At 70.9% G+C, this 23,283-nt stretch carries 25 protein-coding genes; 13 read left to right on the top strand and 12 right to left on the bottom strand.

The genetic code is table 11. The features are described from left to right. A partial coding sequence (locus KUM44_RS02415) for a hypothetical protein (RefSeq protein WP_217205872.1) occupies window positions 1–341 on the top strand: 341 nt, incomplete at its 5' end. A 70-nt stretch (window positions 342–411) separates the two neighbouring features. Beyond that, complete coding sequence (locus tag KUM44_RS02410) at window positions 412–1,623, top strand: PLP-dependent aminotransferase family protein (RefSeq protein ID WP_217205871.1); 1,212 nt, start codon at window positions 412–414, stop codon at window positions 1,621–1,623. 49 nt (window positions 1,624–1,672) lie between these two features. Here KUM44_RS02410 and KUM44_RS02405 read toward each other — a convergent pair whose 3' ends face one another. From KUM44_RS02405 to KUM44_RS02395, 3 genes are read right to left on the bottom strand one after another with little or no spacing between them, the layout of a single operon-like run. After that, window positions 1,673–2,476 (bottom strand): DUF4253 domain-containing protein, encoded by an 804-nt coding sequence (locus tag KUM44_RS02405; RefSeq protein WP_217205870.1) that lies wholly within the window; start codon window positions 2,474–2,476, stop codon window positions 1,673–1,675. Window positions 2,477–2,512: 36 nt separating this feature from the next. Then, window positions 2,513–3,352 (bottom strand): XRE family transcriptional regulator, encoded by an 840-nt coding sequence (locus KUM44_RS02400; RefSeq protein ID WP_217205869.1) that lies wholly within the window; start codon window positions 3,350–3,352, stop codon window positions 2,513–2,515. Next, on the bottom strand, window positions 3,349–4,173 hold the full coding sequence (locus tag KUM44_RS02395) for a peptidoglycan-binding protein (protein WP_217205868.1): 825 nt from the start codon (window positions 4,171–4,173) through the stop codon (window positions 3,349–3,351). Before KUM44_RS02395 ends, KUM44_RS02400 begins: the two co-directional genes overlap by 4 nt. A 315-nt stretch (window positions 4,174–4,488) precedes the next feature. On the opposite strand from KUM44_RS02395, the gene KUM44_RS02390 reads away from it, so the two are divergent. Then, complete coding sequence (locus KUM44_RS02390) at window positions 4,489–4,944, top strand: peptidoglycan-binding protein (RefSeq protein ID WP_217205867.1); 456 nt, start codon at window positions 4,489–4,491, stop codon at window positions 4,942–4,944. Between the two features lie 78 nt (window positions 4,945–5,022). Here the strand turns inward: KUM44_RS02390 and argS are convergent, their stop codons facing one another. Next, entirely contained in the window at window positions 5,023–6,777 is a 1,755-nt protein-coding gene (argS, locus tag KUM44_RS02385) for an arginine--tRNA ligase (protein ID WP_217205866.1), read from the bottom strand. Between the two features lie 234 nt (window positions 6,778–7,011). Between argS and lysS the strand changes: the two genes are divergently transcribed. After that, window positions 7,012–8,754, top strand: a complete 1,743-nt coding sequence (gene lysS, locus KUM44_RS02380; protein ID WP_217205865.1) for a lysine--tRNA ligase — start codon at window positions 7,012–7,014, stop codon at window positions 8,752–8,754. A gap of 52 nt (window positions 8,755–8,806) precedes the next feature. On the opposite strand, the gene KUM44_RS02375 is transcribed toward lysS, so the two are convergent. The 3 genes from KUM44_RS02375 to KUM44_RS02365 all read right to left on the bottom strand — a co-directional run bounded on the left by KUM44_RS02375 (window position 8,807) and on the right by KUM44_RS02365 (window position 12,151). Further along, entirely contained in the window at window positions 8,807–10,075 is a 1,269-nt protein-coding gene (locus KUM44_RS02375; RefSeq protein ID WP_217205864.1) for a DUF2637 domain-containing protein, read from the bottom strand. A gap of 166 nt (window positions 10,076–10,241) precedes the next feature. Next, window positions 10,242–11,144 carry a DUF3558 family protein gene (locus tag KUM44_RS02370; RefSeq protein WP_254388902.1) on the bottom strand — a complete coding sequence of 301 codons (903 nt, stop codon included), beginning with the start codon at window positions 11,142–11,144 and terminating at the stop codon, window positions 10,242–10,244. Between the two features lie 137 nt (window positions 11,145–11,281). Continuing rightward, a complete protein-coding gene (locus KUM44_RS02365; RefSeq protein WP_217205862.1) occupies window positions 11,282–12,151 on the bottom strand; it encodes a DUF3558 domain-containing protein in 870 nt (289 codons plus the stop codon). A 215-nt stretch (window positions 12,152–12,366) separates the two neighbouring features. Between KUM44_RS02365 and KUM44_RS02360 the strand changes: the two genes are divergently transcribed. After that, entirely contained in the window at window positions 12,367–13,560 is a 1,194-nt protein-coding gene (locus tag KUM44_RS02360; protein WP_217205894.1) for an RtcB family protein, read from the top strand. Window positions 13,561–13,671: 111 nt separating this feature from the next. Here the strand turns inward: KUM44_RS02360 and KUM44_RS46670 are convergent, their stop codons facing one another. After that, complete coding sequence (locus KUM44_RS46670; RefSeq protein ID WP_302185944.1) at window positions 13,672–13,800, bottom strand: hypothetical protein; 129 nt, start codon at window positions 13,798–13,800, stop codon at window positions 13,672–13,674. Further along, entirely contained in the window at window positions 13,800–14,576 is a 777-nt protein-coding gene (locus KUM44_RS02355; protein ID WP_217205860.1) for an SDR family NAD(P)-dependent oxidoreductase, read from the bottom strand. The genes KUM44_RS46670 and KUM44_RS02355 overlap by 1 nt, the downstream gene beginning before the upstream one ends. A 134-nt stretch (window positions 14,577–14,710) precedes the next feature. On the opposite strand from KUM44_RS02355, the gene KUM44_RS02350 reads away from it, so the two are divergent. Next, window positions 14,711–15,139 (top strand): ester cyclase, encoded by a 429-nt coding sequence (locus tag KUM44_RS02350; protein ID WP_217205858.1) that lies wholly within the window; start codon window positions 14,711–14,713, stop codon window positions 15,137–15,139. Between the two features lie 19 nt (window positions 15,140–15,158). Here KUM44_RS02350 and KUM44_RS02345 read toward each other — a convergent pair whose 3' ends face one another. After that, the gene (locus KUM44_RS02345; protein ID WP_217205857.1) at window positions 15,159–15,494 is read right to left on the bottom strand and encodes a YnfA family protein; all 336 of its coding nucleotides are present in this window, start codon (window positions 15,492–15,494) and stop codon (window positions 15,159–15,161) included. Between the two features lie 154 nt (window positions 15,495–15,648). On the opposite strand from KUM44_RS02345, the gene KUM44_RS02340 reads away from it, so the two are divergent. Next, complete coding sequence (locus KUM44_RS02340) at window positions 15,649–16,137, top strand: hypothetical protein (protein WP_254388901.1); 489 nt, start codon at window positions 15,649–15,651, stop codon at window positions 16,135–16,137. 2 nt (window positions 16,138–16,139) lie between these two features. Here the strand turns inward: KUM44_RS02340 and KUM44_RS02335 are convergent, their stop codons facing one another. Next, a complete protein-coding gene (locus KUM44_RS02335) occupies window positions 16,140–16,547 on the bottom strand; it encodes a helix-turn-helix domain-containing protein (protein WP_217205856.1) in 408 nt (135 codons plus the stop codon). A gap of 123 nt (window positions 16,548–16,670) precedes the next feature. On the opposite strand from KUM44_RS02335, the gene KUM44_RS02330 reads away from it, so the two are divergent. Further along, window positions 16,671–17,561: an NADP-dependent oxidoreductase gene (locus tag KUM44_RS02330; protein WP_217205855.1), complete on the top strand. Its 891-nt coding sequence runs from the start codon at window positions 16,671–16,673 to the stop codon at window positions 17,559–17,561. 180 nt (window positions 17,562–17,741) lie between these two features. Here KUM44_RS02330 and KUM44_RS02325 read toward each other — a convergent pair whose 3' ends face one another. After that, window positions 17,742–18,575 carry a helix-turn-helix domain-containing protein gene (locus tag KUM44_RS02325; protein ID WP_217205854.1) on the bottom strand — a complete coding sequence of 278 codons (834 nt, stop codon included), beginning with the start codon at window positions 18,573–18,575 and terminating at the stop codon, window positions 17,742–17,744. A 62-nt stretch (window positions 18,576–18,637) separates the two neighbouring features. Here KUM44_RS02325 and KUM44_RS02320 point away from each other — a divergent pair, with 62 nt between their 5' ends. The 5 genes from KUM44_RS02320 (at window position 18,638) to KUM44_RS02300 (ending at window position 23,283) form a co-directional block, all read left to right on the top strand. Then, the gene (locus KUM44_RS02320) at window positions 18,638–19,234 is read left to right on the top strand and encodes a TIGR03086 family metal-binding protein (protein ID WP_217205853.1); all 597 of its coding nucleotides are present in this window, start codon (window positions 18,638–18,640) and stop codon (window positions 19,232–19,234) included. 84 nt (window positions 19,235–19,318) lie between these two features. Then, window positions 19,319–20,404: an LLM class flavin-dependent oxidoreductase gene (locus KUM44_RS02315; protein ID WP_217205852.1), complete on the top strand. Its 1,086-nt coding sequence runs from the start codon at window positions 19,319–19,321 to the stop codon at window positions 20,402–20,404. Then, complete coding sequence (locus KUM44_RS02310; protein ID WP_217205851.1) at window positions 20,401–20,991, top strand: FMN reductase; 591 nt, start codon at window positions 20,401–20,403, stop codon at window positions 20,989–20,991. Before KUM44_RS02315 ends, KUM44_RS02310 begins: the two co-directional genes overlap by 4 nt. 141 nt (window positions 20,992–21,132) lie before the next feature. Further along, on the top strand, window positions 21,133–21,861 hold the full coding sequence (locus tag KUM44_RS02305) for a response regulator transcription factor (RefSeq protein ID WP_217205849.1): 729 nt from the start codon (window positions 21,133–21,135) through the stop codon (window positions 21,859–21,861). Continuing rightward, complete coding sequence (locus KUM44_RS02300; protein ID WP_374201999.1) at window positions 21,862–23,283, top strand: ATP-binding protein; 1,422 nt, start codon at window positions 21,862–21,864, stop codon at window positions 23,281–23,283.

Here is a 23,283-nt window from a genome sequence, read left to right as displayed (position 1 = left end):
GATTGGGATGCGGGGCGGTCGGGGGTGTACGGGGCGGCGGGGGCCGGATTCTGGTCTCTGACCGGGCCCTGTTCCTGGGCCTGTTCCTGGGCCTGTTCCCGGTCCTGTTCCGGGCCCTGTTCCTGGGCCTGTTCCCGGTCCTGTTCCGGGCCCTGTTCCCGGTCCTGTTCCTGGGCCTGTTCCCGGCCCTGCTCCGGGCCCTGTTCCCGGCCCTGCTCCGGGCCCTGCTCCGGGCCCTGTTCCCGGCCCTGCTCCGGGCCCTGTTCCCGGCCCTGCCCCGGCCCTGTTCCCCGGCTCTCTTCCGGTCCCTCCCGGTCCGCATTCCGGAAAGTCGCTTGTAGGTGACACGTAGTTCTCTAGGCTGCCCGGCACGAGCCGTCCCCCCCGTCGCCGAGCCGAAGGAGCCGTGTCATGACCGTCATCGAGCCCGCGCCCCGCCCAGTCTCAGTTGCCGTGCCGCCGCTCGCGGCGCGGACCGGTGCCGTGGGGGGTTCGCCGGTGCGGGACATTCTCGCCGTCACCGCGCGGCCCGAGGTCATCAACTTCGCGGGTGGGCTGCCGGCGCCGGAGCTCTTCGACCGGGAGGGCATCGCGGCCGCTTTCCGGGACGTGCTCGCGGAGACGCCGGCGCAGGCGTTGCAGTACTCCACGACGGAGGGCGAGCCGAGCCTGCGTGCCGGGCTCGCCGCCCGCATGTCGGCGCGCGCACTGGCGACGGACGCCGAGGACCTCCTCATCACCACCGGCTCCCAGCAGGGCCTGTCGCTGCTGGCCACCGCGCTGCTGGAGCCCGGCGACACGGTGCTCGTCGAGGACCCCTGCTATCTGGCGGCACTTCAGGTGTTCGGCCTCGCGGGAGCGCGGATCGTGGCCGTGCCCGGCGATGCGGACGGAGTGGATCCGCGGGCGCTGGAGGAGCTGGTGGCGCGGGAGCGGCCGAAGCTCTTCTACACCGTGCCCACCTTCCAGAACCCGACCGGCAGAACCCTGCCCGCCGAACGCCGGGCGGCCGTCGCCGAGGTCGCCGCCCGGAGCGGGGTGTGGATCGTCGAGGACGACCCGTACGGCGAACTCCGGTACGAGGGCGAGCGGGTGCCGTGGATCGCCTCGTACTCCGGTGCGGAGGACCGCACGGTGCTGCTCGGCTCCTTCTCCAAGGTGATGGCGCCGGGGATGCGGCTGGGCTGGCTGCGCGCGCCCGCGGCCCTGCGGCGGGCCTGCGCGGTCGCCAAGCAGGCCGCCGACCTGCACACCCCGACGGTCAACCAGCTCGCCGCCGCCCGCTGTCTGACCGGCCTCGACGCCCATGTGGCCCGCGTCAGGGACGTCTACCGCGAGCGCCGCGACGCCATGCTGGCGGGCCTGGCCGATGCCCTCCCGCAGGGCTCCGCCTGGGGCCGGCCAGAGGGCGGCATGTTCCTCTGGGCCCGGCTTCCGGAGCCGTACGACACGACGGCCCTGCTGCCCGAGGTGGTGCGGCACGACGTCGCCTATGTGCCCGGGGCGCCCTTCTACGCCGGTGAGCCCGACCAGTCGACGATGCGGCTGTGCTTCGTGACGCAGACGCCGGAGGAGATCGGGGAGGGGCTCAGGAGGCTGGGGGAGGGGCTGCGGCAGGCCTAGCCAGGGCGGTGGCCGTGGCCGTGGCGGTCGTGGTGGCTGTGCCTTTCGGTCAGTCCCACCAGAAGTGCCAGGCCGGCTGGTTGAGGAGCTGGTTCTCGGCGTAGGCGCTCAGGGTGCTGTCGGTGCCCTGCCAGATGTTGTCCGGGCAGAAGGCGAAGTGCTCGGCGGCCAGGGCCTCCGCCTCGGCCGGGGTGGTGGGCGGGGTGGCGACGGACACCAGCAGGGTGTCGAAGCCGAGGGCCACGGTGCGTATGCCGAACCGGTCCTCCCAGGAGCGGAGCACCGCGGACAGACGCCCGGTGTCGTTCTCGTGGTTCGCCGGGCCCATCCAGCCGATCGCCGTGGGGATGTCGGCGCTGCGGCGGGCCGGGACGAGGGCGAGACGGGGGTCCTTGAGGGGGCCGCGGCCGTCGAGGAGGGAGTCCACGATGTCGGAGGCGACGGAGTCGGCGTCCTGGGCCGGGTCGGTGCCCTCAGCGGCGCCAGTGGCCTTGGTGGCCCCGGGGATCGTCAGGCCGGGCCAGGGCGCGTCGTCCTCCGCGTACTCCTCCCAGAACTCCTCCAGCACCTCCTCGGCGTCGTGATCCCCGGCGTACGACATCTCGCCGGGCATCAATTCCCACAGCTCCGGGCCGCCGTGACCGGCGCCGACGTCCAGGACGACCGGGAGCAGGCCCACGGCCGGTGCCGTCCGGCGCAGTGCGCTCCACTCGCCGGGAGCCGCCCGGTCGTCCGACAGCCACAGCAGCGGCTCGTGCCACGGCCCGTCGTCGGTCGCGTCCACCAGGCCGCCGGGCGGCAGTCGCAGTCCGAGGGACGCGAGCCTCGGCAGAGGGTTCGGAAGTGTCGCCATGCCAGCGACTGTAGGGGCAGCCACTGACAACGCCTCTCACCTCCCCACACGGCTGTCGAAACACTCCGTGCCGCCGCCCGCGGCCGGGTGGAAGCAAGCCCGGACAACGGTTCCGGGGCGGGTCGCGGTCATGGGGGTGTAGACGTAGTTGTCCGCGTCGACGCCGTGCTCGATCTCGGCGCTGTGGACGCCGCCGCCACCGGAGCCGCCGCCCTTGTCGCCGGCCGACATTTCGAGCCGGTCGCCAATGCGTGTCGCCCACATCCGGGCCCAACTCGTCCCGCACTCCCGGCTGTAGCGCAGTTCCATCCAGGCGCCGGAGGCGGTCCGGTGCGCGGCGAGGGTCTCCGGTCCGCCCGCGCACTTCATCTGCATGGCGCTCTTGCCCTCGCAGACCTCTCCCTGGCAGCGCGGCCCGGTCGCGGCCGGGGGCGGTGACAGCGACGCGCGCGGTTCGCCGTCCCGGTGCGGCAGCAGAACCGCCACCGCGGCGACGCCCCCGACGGCCACGGCGCACACCGACGCGAGCACCGCCACGAGGGTCGCGCTGCGCCGCACGGAGCCGTCATCGGCGGCGCCCCCGTCCGGGGTCACCTCTTCCGGAGGCGCGGGTGCCCCCTCCGTGGCCCGTCCGCTGCCCTCCGACTCCGCGATCTCCCACAGCGCCAGACAGCGCCCCTCCGGCTCACCGGCGAGGCGGCACAGTTCCTGGACGGCGTCGCGCGGAGGGACCGTCCGGGCGTTGAGGTAGCGGTCCCAGGACGACTTGCTGAACGCGGTCTTCGCCGCGAGGCCGGCCAGGCTCAGGCCGGTCCGCCCTTTCAACTCCCGTAGCGCGGCGGCCAGTCGGGCCCGTTCCGGGGACGGTGCCGTCATCGCCGTAGGGCCTTCCAGGTGTGCGGTCCGATGATGCCGTCCACGACGAGACCGGACCGCTGCTGCGCGCGCTTGACCGCGCGCTCCGTCATCGGACCGAAGATCCCGTCGATGCCGCCCGGCGAGACACCCGCCCGGCGCAGCAGACACTGTGCCTCGGCCACCTCCGGCCCCGCATGGCCGTTCGCCAGGATGACCCCGTCGGTGCGGCTGAGGCCCGCGAACCAGCGTCCGTCGATCCGCTCGATGCGGCAGGTGTACGGGGGCTCCGACCGCGCGGCCGACGCGGACTCCGGCGCGGATGCCGAGGCGGCGGTCGCGGGGAGGGAAGCCGTCGGTCGTTCCGCCGCGTCGCCACCCAGCCGTACGACGAGGAGGACGGCCGTGGCGACCGCCAGCGCCAGCGCCACGGCCCCCGCCGCGAGCGCGACGCGCAGCGAACGGCCGGGCGAGCGTGGCTCGGTGGTGTCGGTGGTGTCGGTGGTGTCGGTGGGCTCGGGGGCTCCGGTGGTCTTGCTGGCCCCGGTGGTCTCGGTGAGCGGCTCCGCGCGTCTGTTGCCCCATGCGTCCGCGGCGACCTCGTGCAACGCCAGTAGGCGCGTCGGATCCTCGCCCACCGCCCGGGCCAGTGCCTCGACGGCCTCAGGGGGCGGGAGTGACCTGCCGCCCAGATACCGTTCCCATGACTTCTCGCTGTAGCCCGTCCGCGCGGCGAGCTGCCGCAGGCTCAGCCCGCTGTGGTCCTTCAGCCGGCGTAAGCGCACCACCAACTGCCGCACCCGCGGATCAAGTTCCGCGGGCAGCCCTGCCCAACGCGACATGTTTCCCCCACACGCGTTCATGGTCCGGGCGCGCGGTCCGTCGGTCATCGGCCCGGCCCCGGTCGCATTCTGCAACAGCATCCACGGCCCACAGCGGAACCGGGTTCCCGCACAGGTAAGGAATCAGCCAACGACCACCCCGGCCGTCTCGCCGTGACGTCCCTGAGGGTGACGTCTTTGCAGGTCAGGGGCCGGGACATCCCGCGATGACGTCACTTGTGCGGCAACGGTGGTGGCCCGCGCCGCCCGCCCCGCACTCTCGTTCCGTCAGCCGGTGGCACGTCAGGTGCCGTCCCACGACCCCAAGGGAGAAGCATGAGTTCGAACGCGTTGACGAGGACCGTCGTCAGCCTCACCGCCGTCCTCGGGCTCGCCGTCGGCACGGTGGCGGCCGCGGGCACCAGCTTCGCGGCGTCCCAGCCGGCCGCCAAGCCCGCGGTGAGCGCCCAGGACGTCTCCGTCCTCGCCGTGAACAACCTCGGCCTGAACACGGAGCGGGCCAAGAACTGGCAGAGCTGCTTGAACGCCTGGGACTTCAACGCCGGCACCGAGGACGGACAGCTGGGCCCCAACAGCTGGAGGGCGGCACAGAGGATGCTCAACAAGTGGGGCTACAACGCCGGTACCGTCGACGGGATCGTCGGGACCAAGACGATCACGGCGCTACAGAAGTTCTTGAACAACGTCGGCGAAAACGCCGGCACCCCCGACGGGATCGCCGGACCGCAGACCAGGGCCGCGTTCTGGAACTACAACGCCACTGGCTGCTGAGCCGACCTGCCGACCGCACACACGCCGCGGCCCGTCCTCCCACGGGGGAGAGGACGGGCCGCGGCCACTTACCGTCGCTCAGAGCCGCTCGGGCGTCCGGATGCCCAGCAGGGCCATGCCCTGGTGGAGGGTCCGGGCCGTCAGGTCGCACAGGAACAGACGGTTCTCCACCTGCTCCGACGTGTCCGCCTTCAGCACCGGGCACTTGTCGTAGAACGACGTGTACAGCGACGCCAGCTGGTACAGATACGCCGCCAGCTTGTGCGGGGCGTACTCCGCGGCCGCCTCGAAGACCGTGTCGCCGAACGCGTCCAGGTGCAGGCCGAGCGCCCGCTCCGCAGCGTGCAGTTCGAGCTCCGGGTGCGCTGCCGGCTTCGTGTCTCCCGCCTTGCGCAGGATCGACTGGATCCGGGCGTACGCGTACTGCAGGTACACGCTCGTGTCGCCGTTCAACGACACCATCTGGTCCAGGTCGAACTTGTAGTCCCGGTTCGGCGACGTCGACAGGTCCGCGTACTTCACGGCACCGATGCCGACCTGCGCGGCCCGCTCCTGGATCTCGTCCTCGGTGAGGTCCTGCGCCTTCTCCCGTACGACCTCGGCGGCCCGCTGCACCGCCTCGTCCAGCAGGTCCTCAAGCCGTACGGTCTCGCCCTCACGCGTCTTGAACGGCTTGCCGTCCGCGCCCAGCACCGTGCCGTAGCCCATGTTGTGCGCGGTGACGTCGTCGCCCAGCCAGCCGGCCCGGCGCGCCGTCTCGAAGACCATCTTGAAGTGCAGCGACTGGCGGACGTCCACGACGTACAGCAGCGTCGTCGCGTGCAGGTCGACGACACGGTTGCGAATCGCGGTCAGGTCGGAGGCCGCGTAGCCGAAGCCGCCGTCCGCCTTCTGCACGATCAGCGGAACCGGCTGGTCGTCCTTGCCGCGGATGTCGTCGAAGAAGACGACGAGCGCGCCCTCGGAGCGGACCGCGACGCCCATCTCCTCCAGGAGGCGGGCGGTCTCGGGCATGCCCTCGTTGTACGCGGACTCGCCGACGATCTCCTCGTCACGGACCTCCATGTCCAGCTTCTCGAAGACCGAGTAGAAGTAGACCTTCGACTCGTCCACGAACTGCTGCCACAGCTCCAGGGTCTCCTTGTCGCCGGACTGGAGGGCGACGACCCGCTTACGGGCCCGCTCCTTGAACTCCTCGTCCGCGTCGAAGAACGCACGCGACGCCTTGTACACCCGGTTCAGGTTCGACATGGCCTGCTCGCCGTCGACGTCCTCCGGCGGGGCCAGCTCGCCGGGGTGCTCGAACAGGTACTGGATGAGCATGCCGAACTGGGTGCCCCAGTCGCCGATGTGGTGCCGGCCGATCGTCTTCTCGCCGGTGAAGTCGAGCATGCCGCGCAGGGCGTCGCCGATTACCGCGGAGCGCAGGTGGCCGACGTGCATCTCCTTCGCCACGTTCGGCTGGGCGTAGTCGACGACCGTGATGCCGGGGGTGTCCTTCACGGGGACGCCGAGGCGGTCGGCGTCCGCGTGCCGCGCGGCGAGGTTCTCGGTGATCGCCCGGTCGGCGACGGTGATGTTGAGGAAGCCGGGGCCGGAGACCTCGACGTCCTTGATCACGTCACCGGTGACGATGTTGCCGACGACCTCCGTCGCCAGCTCCCTCGGGTTCGACTTGGCCTTCTTGGCGAGGGCCAGGATCCCGTTGGCCTGGAAGTCGGCCCGGTCGCTACGTCGCAGAAGCGGGTCCGCGTCCGCCTCCGGCCGGGTGGCCGACAGGGCGTTCGCGAGGCGCTGCTGGACTTGAGCGGTGAGCGACGTGACCGAGGTCATGGGGTGGGAGCCGTTCTCCTCGTGGATTGGTGGACGTGGTCAGTATCCCATGGGGGGTAAAGGGGTTTTTGCGGCTGTGAGCTCGGGGGGTGCTGTGTAGTGCCGGGTGCGGGACGGTGGGGGCTTGTCGCGCAGTTCCCCGCGCCCCTGATAAGCGGCTGCGCCGCTTATCAGGTCTGGGACAATGGACGGCGCCAGCCGTTGACCGTACGGCTGCCCTGGAGAAAGAAGGACGTGCCGATCGTGGCTCAGAGCACCGAGACCACCGACTGGGTCTCCCGTTTCGCGGATGAGGTCATCGAGGAGTCGGAGCGTCGGGCCCCGGGCAAACCGGTCGTCGTCGCGTCCGGGCTGTCCCCGTCCGGGCCCATCCACCTGGGTAACCTCCGGGAGGTCATGACGCCGCACCTCGTCGCCGACGAGATCCGGCGGCGGGGGTATCAGGTACGGCACCTGATCTCCTGGGACGACTACGACCGCTACCGCAAGGTGCCGGCGGGCGTCGCCGGGGTCGACGACTCGTGGGCCGAGCACATCGGCAAGCCGCTGACCTCCGTGCCGGCGCCGGCGGGCTCGGCGTACCCGAACTGGGCCGAGCACTTCAAGGCGGCGATGGCCGAGGCGCTCGCCGAGCTGGGCGTGGAGTTCGACGGGATCAGCCAGACCGCGCAGTACACCTCGGGTGTCTACCGCGAGCAGATCCTGCACGCCATGAAGCACCGCGGTGACATCGACGCCGTTCTCGCGCAGTACCGGACCAAGCCCAAGGCCGGTGCCAAGAAGTCGCAGAAGCCCCTCGACGAGGCCGAGCTGGAGGCCGCCGAGGGGTCGGGTGCCGCCGCCGAGGACGACGGGAGCTCCGGATCCGCCGGGTACTTCCCGTACAAGCCGTACTGCGGCAACTGCGAGAAGGACCTGACCACCGTCACCTCGTACGTCGACGACACCACCGAGCTGTCGTACACCTGCAACGAGTGCGGCTTCTCGGAGACCGTCCGGCTGAACGAGTTCAACCGCGGCAAGCTGGTCTGGAAGGTCGACTGGCCCATGCGGTGGGCCTACGAGGGTGTCGTGTTCGAGCCCAGCGGGGTCGACCACTCGTCTCCGGGGTCCTCCTTCCAGGTCGGCGGGCAGATCGTCGGGATCTTCGGCGGCAAGCAGCCGATCGGGCCCATGTACGCCTTCGTGGGGATCAGCGGCATGGCGAAGATGTCCTCCTCGCGTGGTGGGGTGCCCACCCCCGCCGACGCGCTGAAGATCATGGAGCCGCAGCTGCTGCGCTGGCTCTACGCCAGGCGTCGGCCCAACCAGTCCTTCAAGATCGCCTTCGACCAGGAGATCCAGCGGCTCTACGACGAGTGGGACAAGCTGGACGCGAAGGTCGCGGACGGGTCGGCGCTGCCCGCCGACGTCGCCGCGCACTCGCGTGCGGTGCGCACGGCGGGCGGCGAGCTGCCGCGTACGGCGCGGCCGCTGCCGTACCGGACGCTCGCCTCCGTCGCCGACATCACCGCCGGACACCAGGACCAGGCGCTGCGGATCCTCTCCGAGCTGGACCCGGAGAACCCGCTGGGCGCCCTGGACGAGGCCCGGCCCCGGTACGACAAGGCCGAGGCGTGGATCAACACGCAGGTGCCCGCCGACCAGCGGACCATCGTGCGCGACGAGCCCGACGCCGAGCTGCTGAAGTCCCTCGACGAGGCGTCCCAGCAGTCGCTGCGGCTCCTCCTCGACGGGCTGGAGTCGCACTGGTCCCTCGACGGGCTGACCCACCTCGTGTACGGCGTGCCCAAGGTGCAGGCCGGGTTCTCCGCGGACGCCACGCCCAAGGAGCTGCCGCCGGAGATCAAGACCGCGCAGAGGTCGTTCTTCGCGCTGCTGTACCACCTGCTGGTCGGGCGGGACACCGGGCCGCGCCTGCCCACGCTGCTGCTGGCGGTGGGGCAGGAGCGGGTCCGGCACCTGCTCGGTGAGTAAGCGGTGACACGAAAGGGGCCCTCGGATCGAGGGCCCCTTTCACGTGCGCAGGTCAGGCGATGTGCTCGTCCGTCAGTTCCGCGTTGTAGCGGTTGGAGAAGCGGTTCACCATGCGCTTCGCCTCGGACTCGTCGAGCGTGACGCCGTACGTCGCCTCGACGTCGGCGATGAGGCCGCGGTGGGTGGGTGCTCCGTTCCCGCTCTTTATCGACTCACGGAAGACCAGGTAGTAGTCCTCCTCACCCGGCTCCGGCGTGCCGCCGCCCTCGCCGAGCTGGCGGGTGCGGTTGGGGCTCACGGGGATCGGGAAGGTGCCGGTGTCCTCCGGGGACGGCTCCTGGGCGGGCGGCTCTTCCTGGAACTGCTCCTGGTACTGCTCCGCCTGGAGCTGCTCCTGGTACCACTGGTCGTACTGTTCCTGAGTGTCGTACGCCGGGTCGTAGCCGCCCTGGTACTCCACGTTGCGCGGAGTGTTGAACCAGTCCTGCACGTACTCCGGCTGCTCCGGCTGCTCCTGTTCGGGCGTGGCGACCAGCTCCGGACGCTGCTCGCCGGGCGGCGTCGCCTGCTGGGGTACGGGCGCCGGAGCCACGTCCAGCACCTGCTTCGGCGCCGGCGGCAGCAACGCCGGCTCGATGCCCGCCGCCGCCAGCCCCGCCGGGGCCGTCTCCGCCAACGGCACCCCGTACCGGGCCAGCCGCAGTGGCATCAGCGACTCCACCGGCGCCTTGCGCCGCCACCCCCGGCCGAAGCGGGAGCGCAGCCGGGCCTGGTAGACCAGCCGCTCCTGCTCCAGCTTGATGACCTGCTCGTAGGAGCGCAGCTCCCACAGCTTCATACGCCGCCACAGCAGGAACGTCGGCACCGGGGAGAGCAGCCAGCGGGTGAGGCGGACGCCCTCCATGTGCTTGTCGGCCGTGATGTCCGCTATGCGGCCGATCGCATGCCGGGCCGCCTCCACTGACACCACGAACAGGATCGGGATCACGCCGTGCATGCCGACGCCCAGCGGGTCCGGCCAGGCCGCCGCGCCGTTGAAGGCGATCGTCGCCGCCGTCAGCAGCCACGCCGTCTGCCGCAGCAGCGGGAACGGGATGCGGATCCATGTCAGGAGAAGGTCGAGGGCGAGCAGGACACAGATACCCGCGTCGATGCCGATCGGGAACACATAACTGAAGTTCCCGAACCCTTTTTTGACGGCCAGCTCGCGGACGGCCGCGTAAGAACCGGCGAAGCCGATGCCGGCGATGATCACGGCGCCGAACACGACCACACCGATGAGAACGCGGTGCATCCGAGTCAGCTGCAGTGGCGCGGCCACTCGTACTCCCCTCCCAGTGCGTGTTGTTGCGCGCAACAGGGTGGCACATCTGTGCGTCGTACGGATTCACGGACGATGCGAGCCCGGTCCCTGACGGGGGCCGGGCTCGTGCAACGTGCGTGGCTGAGCTGCGCGTTGTGACACAGGGATGGGGCAGGTGTGACGGTCAGCTCTTCTTCGGCGCTGACTTGGAGGGGGAGGCGGACGCCGCCTTCGAGGAGCCCTCGGACGGGGACTTCGAGGGAGACTTCGACGCCGACTTCGAAGGGGCGCTGCTCGGCGTGCCCGCCGCGCCGCCGCTGCCGTTCGCCTTCGCCACCGAGGCCACCGCCTCCTTGGCCGCCTTCTGCGCCAGCTTGTTCAGGGCGTCCACGCTCGGGGTCTTGTCCCCGGCGAAACCGGCGCCGTTGTAGTCGACCGTGACCACGACGTTCTCGGCCCGGGCCACGACCGTCACCTGCTTGAAGGAGCCTTCCTTCTTCTTCAGGTCGTAGCGCACCGCCGTCGCCTCGTCGCCCACCCCGGCGACCGGCTCCGACTTCGTGTTCTTCGCACCGTCCACCGAACGCGCGTCCTGCACCTGCGTCTCGAAGTACTCCCGCGCCTGCTTCTCGCCCGAGCCGCGCGTGGTGTTCGAGTCGAAGCGCAGCAGGGAGGCGTTGAGCCAGCGGAACTGCGAGCCCTTCACGCCGTTGTTGTCCAGGCTGCTCCAGGAGCACGAGCCGCGCGTGCCCGCCTCGTCCGAGGTGCCCGCCTTGCCGGACTTCGCCTCCGGGACCAGGTCCTCCAGCGTCTTCTTCGACAGCACCTTGCACGGCTGGGGGAGCGACTTGTACACGGCCGCCTGCACCGTCGGCGACGGACTCGCGGACGCGGACGCCGATGCCGACGAGGACTTCGCGCCGTCGCCGGCCCCGTCGTCCGAACCGGAGTCCGAGGAACAGCCCGCGGCGATCAGCATCACCGGGACGACGGCCACGCCGACAAGGACACGGTGCAGGCCGCCCCTCACCCGCTGCTCGCCCTGGTCACGCCGGTCACGCTGGTCTCGCTCTGCTGCTCGCTGCATGGTTCCTTCACTCATGACTGACACTCGTGGTTCCTGCGGTCGGATCGGGTCCGAGGGGCCACGGTACGCGGTGAAGAAGGTGTGCGGTCTCGTTTCGGTTACGTCGCACTCGGGCGTACGGGGATGACCGAGGGGCGCTACTCCGCCAGCGCGTCGGCCAGTTGCGCCGCCAGTTTTCGCGCCCTGTCCTGCATTTCCTCACTGTCCGGGACCGCGCCGACGGTCGCCGGCTGCTCCTCGTACTCGATCGTCACGATCACGTTGGACGTGCGGAACGCCACAGTCACCGTGCGCCCCTGAGCCGTCGAACCCGAACTGCTCAGCTCGTCGTCGAGGAACGCCTCGTCGCCGAGGTCGTCGAGGACACGGGGCTGGAGCCCGGCCGGGGTCACACCGTCGGACGGAGTGGAGGAGGAGCCGGAAGAAGGCGACGAAGAGGGCGAAGGGGAGGAGGAGGGCGTGGACGCGGACGCCGAGGGCGAGGCCGAAGAGGAGGGCGAACCGCTCGGGGCGGTGGAAGGAGTGCCCTCGTCGTCGCCGCTCTCGGAGCTCGCCGGCACCGGCAGGTCCGCCTTCTCCAGCCGGGTCGCGAACAGCTGCTCCGCCTCGCTGTCGTCACTGACCGCCGTGTCGTACGACACCACACGCGAGAAGTCCACGAACAGCCGGTCCGTTGCCTGGGTCGACTCGGCCTTCCAACGGCAGCCGGCCTTGCGGTCGGTGTCGTAGGTGATCGTCGGCGTGCCCTCGTACGCCTTCTTCCGCTGGTCCTCGTCCGGCACCTGCTTGATGCCGGGCAGCAGCAGGTCGAGCGTCTCCCCGCTGACCGCAGCGCACGGCTCGGGCAGCGTGGCGTACCGGCCGGGCTCGGCCGCCGCCGTCGCCGTACCGGCGTCGCCCGGGTTGGAGTCGTCCGTCGTGCCGCCGTCCTCGGAGCTGCCGGTGCAGCCGGCCAGCAGCGCCACGAGGAGCGCGGCGACGCCGGATACGTACGCCTTCCGCTGCACGGTCAGGCTCCTCTCGACGGTGCCGTGTGCTCGGCACGTTGCCGGTCTTTCGGTGTCCCCGCTGGTTATTCGCTTGCCGCGCGGGGGCGACCCCTGGAGACAATGTGTATCGCACGCACTGCCGTGGACGCCGGTCCGTTGTCCCTTTTCGTCGACCCTGGCGCCGGTTTTGCGATTTCAGACTTGTATGTGATTTCCGGGGGATAGAGGACGATATGTCGTACGTGGAGATGCCGGGCGCGAAGGTTCCGATCCGCATGTGGACCGATCCGGCGACGGTCGAGGAGGGCGCCCTCCAGCAGCTGCGCAACGTCGCGACCCTGCCGTGGATCAAGGGCCTGGCGGTGATGCCGGACGTCCACTACGGGAAGGGCGCGACGGTCGGGTCCGTCATCGCCATGCGCGGGGCTGTGTGTCCGGCCGCGGTGGGGGTGGACATCGGCTGCGGCATGTCGGCGGTGAAGACGTCGCTCACGGCGAACGAACTGCCGGGGGATCTGTCGCGGCTGCGGTCGAAGATCGAGCAGGCGATTCCGGTGGGGCGGGGGATGCATGACGATCCGGTGGATCCGGGGCGGATGCACGGGTTCGCCACCGCGGGGTGGGGCGACTTCTGGGGGCGGTTCGACGGGATCGCGGAAGCGGTCAAGTTCCGTCATGAGCGCGCCGGGAAGCAGATGGGAACGCTCGGATCTGGAAACCATATGATCGAACTGTGTCTTGATCAGTCGGATTCGGTCTGGCTCATGCTCCACTCCGGTTCCCGGAACATCGGCAAGGAACTGGCTGAGCATCACATCGGCGTCGCGCAGAAGCTCCCGCACAACCAGGGATTGGTCGACCGCGATCTCGCAGTGTTCGTCTCGGACACTCCGCAGATGGCGGCGTACAGGAACGATCTGTTCTGGGCTCAGGAGTACGCCAAGTACAACCGCGCGATCATGATGGCGCTCCTGAAGGACGTGGTCCGGAAGGAGTTCAAGAAGGCGAAGCCGACCTTTGAGGCGGAGATCTCCTGTCACCACAACTATGTGGCCGAGGAGCGCTACGAGGGCATGGATCTACTCGTCACGCGCAAGGGTGCCATTCGGGCCGGCTCTGGTGACTTCGGAATCATTCCGGGTTCGATGGGCACGAGCTCGTACATCGTGAAGGGCCTCGGCAACGAGAAGGCTTTCAACTCGGCTTCGCACGGGGCCGGTCGGCGTATGAGCCGGAATGCGGCGAAGCGGCGCTTCACGGTGCGGGACCTGGAAGAGCAGACGCGAGGAGTGGAGTGCCGTAAGGACTCCGGTGTGCTGGATGAGATTCCGGGGGCCTACAAGAACATCGACCAGGTGATGGAGCAGCAGCGTGATCTGGTCGAGGTCGTGGCGAAGCTGAAGCAGTTCATCTGCGTCAAGGGCTAGAGAGTGATGGGCGCGGCGACGAGTGTGCCGTGCCCATCTGATGTTGTGGCGCGAGCCCGGATCGTCAGTTCAGCGTCCGTTCGGGTGAACGATGGCGTTCACTCCTGTGAGTTACTTCGGCGCATGGGTCACGGCGTAGATCATCACGAACGCCACGATGTGGATGCCGAAGAGGAAGTAGCCGAGCCACCACCACATCTGGCGTTCGTTGTGCGGGTCTTTGCGATCGTCCTTGGTCACTACAGCTCCCTGTGCACCTTCGTGTTGGACGCCTGGGCGCGGGGGCGGACGACCAGGAGGTCGATGTTGACGTGGCTGGGGCGGGTGACCGCCCAGGTGATGGTGTCGGCCACGTCGTCGGCCGTGAGGGGCTCGGCGACGCCCTCGTAGACCTTCTGCGCCTTGTCGGTGTCGCCGGCGAAGCGGGTCAGGGCGAACTCGTCCGTCTTGACCATGCCGGGCGCGATCTCGATGACGCGGACCGGGCGGCCGACGATCTCCAGGCGGAGCGTCTCGGCGAGGACGTGGGCGCCGTGCTTGGCGGCGACGTAACCGGCGCCGCCCTCGTAGGTGCCGTGGCCGGCGGTGGAGGAGACCACGACCACCGTGCCGTCGCCGCTCGCCTCCAGTTGGGGCAGCAGGGCCTGAGTGAGGTTCAGGGTGCCGATGACGTTCGTCTCGTACATCGTGCGCCAGTCGGCGGGGTCGCCGGTCGCGACGGGGTCGGCACCCAGGGCGCCGCCCGCGTTGTTGACGAGGACGCCGATCGTCTTGAAGGCCGTGGCGAACTCGTCGACCGCGGCGCGGTCCGTCACGTCCAGCTGGTACGCCGCGGCCGAGTGGCCGGCCGCGTTGATCTCCTCCGCCAGCGCCTCGATGCGGTCCTTGCGGCGGGCGGTGAGGACGACCCGGTAGCCGGCCGCGGCGAGCTGCCGTGCCGTGGCGGCGCCGATTCCGCTGCTCGCACCGGTGACGACGGCGATGCGGGAGGCGGCGGACGGTGCGGCGGTGGGCATGGCTGCTCCTCGTTCGGGTCGGGTCCAGAGCGTCGGGCCGGTCGAGACACTGTCCGGCCAGGATAGGCGGGCGGCCGATCCGGGGCGGCGGTGGGAGAATGAGGTGGGTGGTCCTCCACCATGGGAGGTGGATCATGGGACAGGCGCGTGAGGTCATGGACCGGCTCACCGAGGCGATCACCACGGCGGACCCCAAGGCCATCGCCGAGCTCTACGCACAGGACGCGGTCGCCGTCACCCCCGACGGCGGTGAGCTGCACGGGCGGGAGAACATCGTCGGGTACTGGCGCCAGATGACGGAAGCGGTTCCCGACGGTTCGTACGAGCCGGTGCACTCCTACGAGGTCGGCAACACGGCCATCGACGAGGGGATCTTCCGGGGCCGCAACACGGGGCCGATCCAGTTGCCGACCGGTGAGACGCTGCCGGCGACGCAGAAGGAGATCAGCATCCGCGGGGTGGACCTGGCCACGGTGGACGACAGCGGGCACATCGTCGACTACCGGCTCTACTTCGACGAGATGGAGTTCCTGGGGCAGTTGGGGCTGCTGCCGCCGACCTGAGTCGCTCCCGGGGCCTCGCTCAGTTTCCTCGCGGTGCGTACATGATCACCGCCATGCCCGCGAGGCAGATCAGTGCGCCCGTGACGTCCCAGCGGTCCGGGCGGTAGCCGTCCGCGACCATGCCCCAGGCCAGCGAACCGGCGACGAAGACACCGCCGTACGCGGCGAGGATGCGGCCGAACTCGGCGTCGGGCTGGAGCGTGGCGACGAAGCCGTAGGCGCCGAGGGCCATGACGCCCGCGCCGATCCACATCCAGCCGCGGTGTTCGCGTACGCCCTGCCAGATCAGCCACGCTCCGCCGATCTCGAAGAGGGCGGCGACGGCGAACAGAGCGGCCGAGCGGAGGATGAGCATGGCGGTCAGCTTTTCACGCCGTCGTCCAGCCTTTTCACGCCCTTGTCCGGCCTCTTCACACCCTCGTCCGGCGCTCCGCGTCACCTGTTGGACGGCGCCTGCGGCTCGCTCCTTGTGGGATACATCCCCGTACGTGGAGTGAGGAGTGGGCGTTATGCGGCGGATGCGGGTTGCTGCGGTGTGCGGGGCTGCCGTGGTTGCGGTGGTCGGCGGGGTGGCTCCGGGTGCGGGGGCGGCCGGCCGTCGCGGCGGTCCGGGGGCGGATCTGACCTATCACGGTTCCGCTGTCCTGTCCGGCGACCGGGTCGACGTGCGGTTCACGCCGCGCCGTCAGGGGATGGGCGCCATGCCGGACGCGCCGGCGATGGTACGGCTGCGCTGGTCGGAGTCGCTGGCGGACCGGCAGGAGCTGCCGGAGGGGTGCGCGCGGGCGGGGGAGCGGGTCGTGTGGTGCAGGGTCGGGGCGCTGGACGCGGGCGGGGTGGGGGAGCCGGTCGGTCTGCGGGTACGGCTGCGGGGCGCGGTCTCGGAGGTGCTGGTGGAGTTCGACACCGTGTGGAGCGGTGGGCCGGTGGACGGGACGCGGCGCAGCGGTGGGCAGCGGGTGCTGCTGCTGGACACGGGGGACGAGTACCACTTCTGACGTCAGCTGTCGGGGCCCTCGGTGTCGTAGCGCTCGCGGGCCTCTCGGACCTCGTCGAAGTGGGTCTCCGCCCAGTCCTTCACGGCGGTCAGCAGCAGGGCGAGGTTGTGGCCGAGGACGGTGAGCTCGTAGTCGACGCGGACCGGGACGGACGGGGTGACGGTGCGGGTGAGCAGGCCGTCGCGTTCCAGGGAGCGCAGGGTCTGGGTCAGCATCTTGGGGCTGACGCCGGCGATCTTGCGGCCGAGGTCGCTGTAGCGCATGGGGCCGGGGGCGAGGGCGGAGACGACGAGGCTGACCCACTTGTCGCTGATGCGGTCCAGGAGCTGGTTGGTGGGGCAGCTCTTGAGGAACGCGTCGTACTCGATACGGGCCTGCTCGCGGCGCTGGGCCGCCGTCATGGTCGCCATGACTCACCTCCGAGGTAGGTACGCACTCCCAGGTAACTACTTACTCCTGGATAGTAACTCTTCCTAGGGTTGTCGGCAGTGAGCGGGAGAACATCCCGGAGGCTGACAACCAAGGAGATGGCCGTGCGTGCTGTTGTGGTGAACTCGTTCGGTGGGCCGGAGAACGTGGAGGTCGTGGATGCCGGGATACCGGTGCCCGGTGCGCGTCAGGTGCGGATCAAGGTCGCGGCGGCCGCGCTGAACCCCGTGGACGCGGGCGTGCGGGCCGGGGTCTTCGGGGGTGCGGGCCGGCGGATCGGGCTCGGCTGGGACGTGGCCGGGACCGTGGACGCGGTGGGCGTGGCCGGCTCCTGGAGTGTCGGGGACGAGGTGGTCGCCCTGGACCACGGCATGGTCAAGCCGCTCGGCACGCACGCCGAGTACGTGGTCGTCCCGACGGACGCCGTCGCGAAGGCACCGGCCACGGTGGACGCCGTCCATGCGGCGACGCTGCCGCTGAACGCGCTGACCGCCGCACAGGCCCTGGATCTGCTGGAGGTGGCGCCGGGGCAGTCGCTGCTGGTGACGGGGGCGGCGGGCGCGGTCGGGGCGTACGCCGTCCAGCTCGCCGCGCGCCGGGGGATCGCGGTGACCGGGCTGGCGCGGGAGGGGGACGAGGAGTTCGTGCGGTCCCTGGGGGCCGCGGGGTTCAGTGGCGGTGCCGTCGCCGAGCGGAGCTTCGACGCCGTGCTGGACGCCGCGGTTCTCGGTGAGCCGGCACTGGCGTGGGTACGGGACGGGGGCCGGTACGTCGGTGTCATTCCGGGGACCGAGCCCGCGTCCGTGCGGGGCGTGTGGACCGGGGCGGTCGAGGTGAGCGCCGACGGGGCACGGCTGGCGGAGCTGGTGCGGCTGGTGGACGACGGGGTGCTGACGACCCGGGTGGCCGAGACGTTCCCGCTGGACGAGGCCGCCAAGGCGCATGCGCGGCTGGAGGAGGGCGGGGTGCGAGGCCGGCTGGTGCTGGTGCCCTAGGGGGTGTTTCGAAAGTCCTGTGCGGCGCCCGCGGTGTCCGGTGCGTGCTCTCGGCGCGCCGGACGAAAGCCCTCGTACTGGACGTACTTGGGGTTTCGGCCGGTGTGGCGAGAGTGCGTGCCGGGCGCCGTGGGTGCTGTGCGGGACTTTCGAAACACCCCCTAGGGGGGATCGACACACCTACCCCGCGGAACCCCCGGCTGCGGCCTCCGCCGCGTACGCCGTCGGCGGCACCCCCACCGTGGCCGTGAAGTCCCGCACCAGATGGGCCTGGTCGGCGTAGCCGAGCTCGGCGGCGAGGGTGGCCCAGTCGACGTCGGTGCGGGTGCCGGCGTGTTCCAGGGCCTCGTGGATGCGGTAGCGGAGGATGCACCACTTGGGGCTGACGCCGACGTAGGTCGAGAAGAGCCGTTGCAGCGCCCGTACCGACAGGCCCTGCGCCCGGGCGAAGTCGCCGACGCGGCGGACGGTGCGGTCGGTGCGGATGTGCTGGACGAGGGCCGTGGCGAGGTCGGCCTGCGGGTCCGGCGTGCGGGGGAGGGCGAGGAGGAAGGCGTCGAGGGCGGCCACGCGGGTGTGGTCGTCGGTGGGGGTGACGATCGCGCGGGCGGTGTCGCTCGCGGCTTGCGGGAACACCTCGTCGGCGGGCAGGGCGCGCCCCGTCCACCGGGAGACCGGCGCCTCGGGGGCGTACGGCCGGAATCCGCCGGGCCGGAACTTCACCCCGCAGACCCGGCCCCGGCCGGTCAGCTTCCGGGTGTACAGGCCGAGCGCGACGCCCGTGACCTCGGCGTACGGCTCGCCCTCGGCCTCGTCCCACTGGAAGGTGAGGTTGACGGCCGGGTGCGGGACGATGTGGGAGGCGTAGGGGGCGGGCAGGTCCCAGTCGATCAGCCAGTACCACTCGACGTACCGGCGCAGGGGTTCGGCGGGCTCGTGGCGGCGGAACCGCACGCGGTTCAGCAGCCCGGACGGGTCGACGATCCCGCGGGTGTCGTGGCGGGGGGCCTCCATGGCCGGATCGTACGTCGCGTTTCTTCAAGATGGGCACCCTGCGACGTCCCTACGGTCGGGGTATGGACACGAACGCGGTGAAGACGAAGACGTACGGCATCGGTGAGCTGCTGGCCCTGGCGCGCGAGCGGGCGGTTCCGGTGGTGCGGGGCATCGAGGACACGGCACTCGCCGCTCCCACGCCCTGTGCCGAGTACGACGTGAAGGCCCTGGTCAATCACCTCTTCCAGGTGATCGTGCAGTTCCAGCGGCTGGCCGCGAAGGAGGCGTCGGACTTCGGCGAGACGCCCCACCGGGTCGGCGGGAGTCCGCGGTGGCGGGAGCGGCTCGCGGACGAGACGGACCGGCTGGTGGCGGCCTGGTCGGCGCCCGGCGCCGAGGACGGGACGACCGGCGGGATGAACATGCCCGCACGGCTGGTGGGCTCGATGGCGCTGCTCGATCTGACCGTGCATGTGTGGGACCTGGCGCGGGCGACGGGTCAGGAGTACCCAGGTGCCGACGAGGCGGTCGTGGCGGAGCTGTCCGGCGCGGTGGACGAGCTGGCGCCGACGGCCAGGAAGATGGGGGTGTTCGGAGAGCCGGTGCCGACGGCCGAGGGCGCCTCGGCGTTCGAGCGGCTGCTCGCGCGGACCGGCAGGGACCCGCACTGGCGATAGTCGCGGGCCCTCGGGAATAGTCCCCGGCCGGGCCCCGTTCTCCGGGTATAGTTGAACCGTCAACAACCTGGAGGGTGAGCGACCATGCAGTTCGGGATCTTCAGCGTCGGCGACGTCACGCCGGACCCCACGACGGGCCGTACGCCGACCGAACGCGACCGCATCAAGGCCATGGTCGCCATCGCGCTGAAGGCGGAGGAGGTCGGACTCGACGTCTTCGCGACCGGCGAGCACCACAACCCGCCGTTCGTGCCGTCTTCGCCGACCACGATGCTCGGATACATCGCGGCGCGGACGGAGCGGCTGGTGCTGTCCACCTCGACCACCCTCATCACCACCAACGACCCGGTGAAGATCGCCGAGGACTTCGCGATGCTCCAGCACCTGGCCGACGGGCGGGTGGATCTGATGATGGGGCGGGGGAACACCGGGCCGGTGTATCCCTGGTTCGGACAGGACATCCGGCAGGGCATCAACCTCGCCGTGGAGAACTACGCCCTGCTGCACCGGCTGTGGCGCGAGGACGTCGTGAACTGGGAGGGGAAGTTCCGTACGCCCCTGCAAGGGTTCACGTCCACGCCACGCCCGCTGGACGGCGTACCGCCGTTCGTCTGGCACGGCTCGATCCGCTCGCCGGAGATCGCCGAGCAGGCGGCCTACTACGGCGACGGGTTCTTCCACAACAACATCTTCTGGCCGGCCGACCACACCAAGCGGATGGTCGAGCTGTACCGGACCCGGTACGCCCACTACGGGCACGGCACGCCCGAGCAGGCGATCGTCGGGCTGGGCGGCCAGGTGTTCATGCGCCGCAACTCCCAGGACGCGATCCGCGAGTTCCGGCCGTACTTCGACGTCGCGCCGGTCTACGGACACGGTCCCTCGCTGGAGGAGTTCACCGAGCAGACCCCGCTGACCGTCGGCTCCCCGCAGCAGGTGATCGAGAAGACCCTGTCCTTCCGTGAGTACGCCGGTGACTACCAGCGTCAGCTGTTCCTGATGGACCACGCCGGGCTGCCGCTGAAGACCGTCCTGGAGCAGCTCGACCTGCTCGGCGAGGAGGTCGTACCCGTGCTGCGCAAGGAGTTCGCGGCGCGGCGCCCCGCCGGGGTGCCGGACGCGCCCACCCACACTTCGCTCAAGGCCGCCCAGGAGGTGACCACCGTATGAAGCTCGTCGTGGTGTCCGCGGGGCTGAGCGTCCCGTCCTCCACCCGGCTGCTGGGCGACCGGCTCGCGGCCGCTGTCGGCCGGGAGGCCGCGGTGGAGGTGGAGGTCGTCGAGCTGCGCGACCTCGCGGTGGAGATCGCGCACAACTTCACGAACGGCTTCCCCGGACGGAAGCTCGCCGCTGCCATCGACGCCGTGACCTCGGCGGACGGGCTCATCGTCGTCACGCCGGTCTTCTCCGCCTCGTACAGCGGACTGTTCAAGTCGTTCTTCGACGTGATCGAGAAGGACGCGCTGGCCGGCCTGCCGGTGCTGATCGCCGCGACCGGCGGCACGGCCCGGCACTCCCTCGTCCTGGAGCACGCGCTGCGTCCGCTCTTCGCGTACCTGCGAGCGGTGGTCGTGCCGACCGGCGTCTACGCCGCCTCGGAGGACTGGGGCGCGGAGGGGCTGGACGGGCGGATCGAGCGGGCGGCGGGGGAGCTGGCGGGGTTGATGGCGGGACGGCCCGCCAGGAAGAGGGCCGAGCCCGAGGTGGTGCCGTTCGCGGAGCAGTTGGCGGCGCTCTCCAGCCCGTCCGGCGTTTGAGGACGAGGCCGTTCGGGCCGAACGGAGGTCCGGGGGCGGAGCCCCCGGGGGCGGTCGTGTGAGGGTGAGATCCCAGTAAGAAGGGTGACCGTAAGCTCCCTCACACGGCCGAACCGCCGGAGGCCTTGGCAGTATGAACCCGTGCCCCAGACTGTTCTCCTCGCCGAAGACGACCGCGCCATCCGCCACGCCCTGGAGCGCGCGCTGACCCTGGAGGGCTACCAGGTCACCGCGGTCGCCGACGGGGTCGAAGCGCTGGCGCAGGCCCATCGCACGCCGCCGGACGTGCTGGTACTGGACGTGATGATGCCCGGCATCGACGGGCTCCAGGTCTGCCGGGTGCTGCGCGCCGAGGGCGACCGCACCCCGATCCTGATGCTCACGGCGCTCGTGGAGACCCAGGACCGCATCGCCGGCCTGGACGCGGGCGCCGACGACTACGTGGTGAAGCCCTTCGACGTCGAGGAGGTCTTCGCCCGGCTGCGCGCCCTGCTGCGCCGCACCAGCGACCCGAACGGACCCGCCCCCGTCGACGTACCGAAGCGGACCGCCGCCCCCGAGCCCGCCGGCCGGCTGGTCGAGGCGGCCGGGCTGCGGATGGACCCGCAGGCGCGGCGGGTGTGGCGGGGCGCGCGGGAGCTGGAGCTGACGCGGACCGAGTTCGAGCTGCTGGAGCTGCTGGTCCGCAACGCCGGGATCGTCCTCGACCACTCCACGATCTACGACCGCATCTGGGGCTACGACTTCGGCCCCGGCTCCAAGAACCTCGCCGTCTACGTCGGCTACCTGCGCCGCAAGCTCGACGAGCCGGGCGCCCCGCAGCTGATCCACACGGTGCGCGGGGTGGGTTACGTGCTGCGGGAGGACTGAGTGGGCACGGCCCGGCGTCGGCTCGGGAGGCTGCTGACGGGGCGCCGCAGATCGGGGCTCGGCACCACCTTCGCCGTGTCCTTCGCGACCGTGACCGCCGTGGTCACGGTCCTGGTCGGGCTGCTGTCCTACACCGCCGCCGCCCGCCTGGTGCGGGTGGACCAGGAGTCGGTGTTCGACGAGGTCGTGCAGGATCTGCGGGGCGAGGTGCGGGAGCGGCCGATGACACCGGAGGACTTCTCGTCCTCCGCGCCGGGGCACGATCTCGTTCGGCCCGCCCGTACCGACGTCCAGGTGCTGGGCCCGGACGGCGCCGTCGTCGACCCGGGCCGGCCGGGGCTGCCGGTCACCTCCGCCGACCGGCGGATCGCGGCCGACGGGACGGCCGGGCGGATGGTCCAGCACAAGGACGTCGGCGTCGACAGCGACGTCTACCGCATCGCGACCGTGGCGCTCGGCGGCGGACGGGGCGCGGTGCAGGTGGCCCAGGAGTTCAGCGACACCGAGGATCTGCTGCGGGCGCTCCAGCAGCGGACGCTGCTGCTGATGGCGGCCGTGGTCACCCTCGCGGGACTCTTCGGCTGGTGGCTGGCCCGGCGCATCACCCGCCGCCTGGTCGTCCTCACCTCCGCCGCCGAGGACGTCGCCCGCACCCGCCGCCTCGGCATCCAGGTACCGGTCGCCGGATACGACGAGGTCGGCCGCCTCGGCCGGGCCTTCGACCGCATGCTGGGCCGGCTCGCCCAGTCGGAGGAGGACCAGCGGCGGCTGGTGCAGGACGCGGGCCACGAACTGCGTACGCCGCTCACCTCCCTGCGTACGAACATCTCCCTCCTGCGCCGTATCGACGAACTGCCGCCCGCCACCCGCGATGAACTGGTGGCCGACCTGGGGCAGGAGGCCCGCGAACTCACCGACCTCGTCAACGAGCTGGTCGACCTGGCGGCCGGACAGTCCGACGCCGAGCCGGCCCAGCGGGTGGATCTCGCCGACATCGTCGAGGACGTCGCGGGGATTGCGCGACGGCGCACGGGACGGCGGATCGTGGTCCGCGCGAGCGGCGACACCACGACGGAGGGGCGGCCCGGGATGCTCCAGCGCGCGGTGACCAACCTCGTCGAGAACGCCGCGAAGTTCGACCGCGACGGCATCGCCCCCATCGAGATCAACGTCGCCGGGCCGGCCCGCCCCGGGACCGTGCGCGTCGAGGTCCTCGACCGGGGGCCGGGCATCGCCGAGGACGACCTGATCCGCGTCTTCGACCGCTTCTACCGCGCCGCCGACGCACGGTCGCTGCCCGGGTCGGGGCTGGGGCTGTCCATCGTGCGGGAGGTCGCGCTGTCGCACGGCGGGGCGCCGTTCGCCTTCCGGCGTGAGGGGGGCGGGACGGCGATCGGGTTCACGGTGGGGGGTTCGGCCTGA

The sequence above is a fragment of the Streptomyces sp. AC550_RSS872 genome (assembly GCF_019049285.1).
GTDB lineage: Bacteria > Actinomycetota > Actinomycetes > Streptomycetales > Streptomycetaceae > Streptomyces.
The sequence above is the reverse complement of the archived record's forward strand: the minus strand, read 5'-3'. Positions and strand labels throughout refer to the sequence as shown.

Excerpts from the sequence above, each read along its gene's own strand:
- KUM44_RS02410 (WP_217205871.1), top strand. The coding sequence starts at position 412 with ATGACCGTCATCGAGCCCGCGCCCCGCCCAGTCTCAGTTGCCGTGCCG.
- KUM44_RS02405 (WP_217205870.1), bottom strand. The coding sequence starts at position 2,476 with ATGGCGACACTTCCGAACCCTCTGCCGAGGCTCGCGTCCCTCGGACTG.
- KUM44_RS02400 (WP_217205869.1), bottom strand. The coding sequence starts at position 3,352 with ATGACGGCACCGTCCCCGGAACGGGCCCGACTGGCCGCCGCGCTACGG.
- KUM44_RS02395 (WP_217205868.1), bottom strand. The coding sequence starts at position 4,173 with ATGTCGCGTTGGGCAGGGCTGCCCGCGGAACTTGATCCGCGGGTGCGG.
- KUM44_RS02390 (WP_217205867.1), top strand. The coding sequence starts at position 4,489 with ATGAGTTCGAACGCGTTGACGAGGACCGTCGTCAGCCTCACCGCCGTC.
- argS (WP_217205866.1), bottom strand. The coding sequence starts at position 6,777 with ATGACCTCGGTCACGTCGCTCACCGCTCAAGTCCAGCAGCGCCTCGCG.
- KUM44_RS02370 (WP_254388902.1), bottom strand. The coding sequence starts at position 11,144 with ATGCAGCGAGCAGCAGAGCGAGACCAGCGTGACCGGCGTGACCAGGGC.
- KUM44_RS02360 (WP_217205894.1), top strand. The coding sequence starts at position 12,367 with ATGTCGTACGTGGAGATGCCGGGCGCGAAGGTTCCGATCCGCATGTGG.
- KUM44_RS02355 (WP_217205860.1), bottom strand. The coding sequence starts at position 14,576 with ATGCCCACCGCCGCACCGTCCGCCGCCTCCCGCATCGCCGTCGTCACC.
- KUM44_RS02350 (WP_217205858.1), top strand. The coding sequence starts at position 14,711 with ATGGGACAGGCGCGTGAGGTCATGGACCGGCTCACCGAGGCGATCACC.
- KUM44_RS02345 (WP_217205857.1), bottom strand. The coding sequence starts at position 15,494 with ATGCTCATCCTCCGCTCGGCCGCTCTGTTCGCCGTCGCCGCCCTCTTC.
- KUM44_RS02340 (WP_254388901.1), top strand. The coding sequence starts at position 15,649 with ATGCGGCGGATGCGGGTTGCTGCGGTGTGCGGGGCTGCCGTGGTTGCG.
- KUM44_RS02335 (WP_217205856.1), bottom strand. The coding sequence starts at position 16,547 with ATGGCGACCATGACGGCGGCCCAGCGCCGCGAGCAGGCCCGTATCGAG.
- KUM44_RS02325 (WP_217205854.1), bottom strand. The coding sequence starts at position 18,575 with ATGGAGGCCCCCCGCCACGACACCCGCGGGATCGTCGACCCGTCCGGG.
- KUM44_RS02320 (WP_217205853.1), top strand. The coding sequence starts at position 18,638 with ATGGACACGAACGCGGTGAAGACGAAGACGTACGGCATCGGTGAGCTG.
- KUM44_RS02315 (WP_217205852.1), top strand. The coding sequence starts at position 19,319 with ATGCAGTTCGGGATCTTCAGCGTCGGCGACGTCACGCCGGACCCCACG.
- KUM44_RS02310 (WP_217205851.1), top strand. The coding sequence starts at position 20,401 with ATGAAGCTCGTCGTGGTGTCCGCGGGGCTGAGCGTCCCGTCCTCCACC.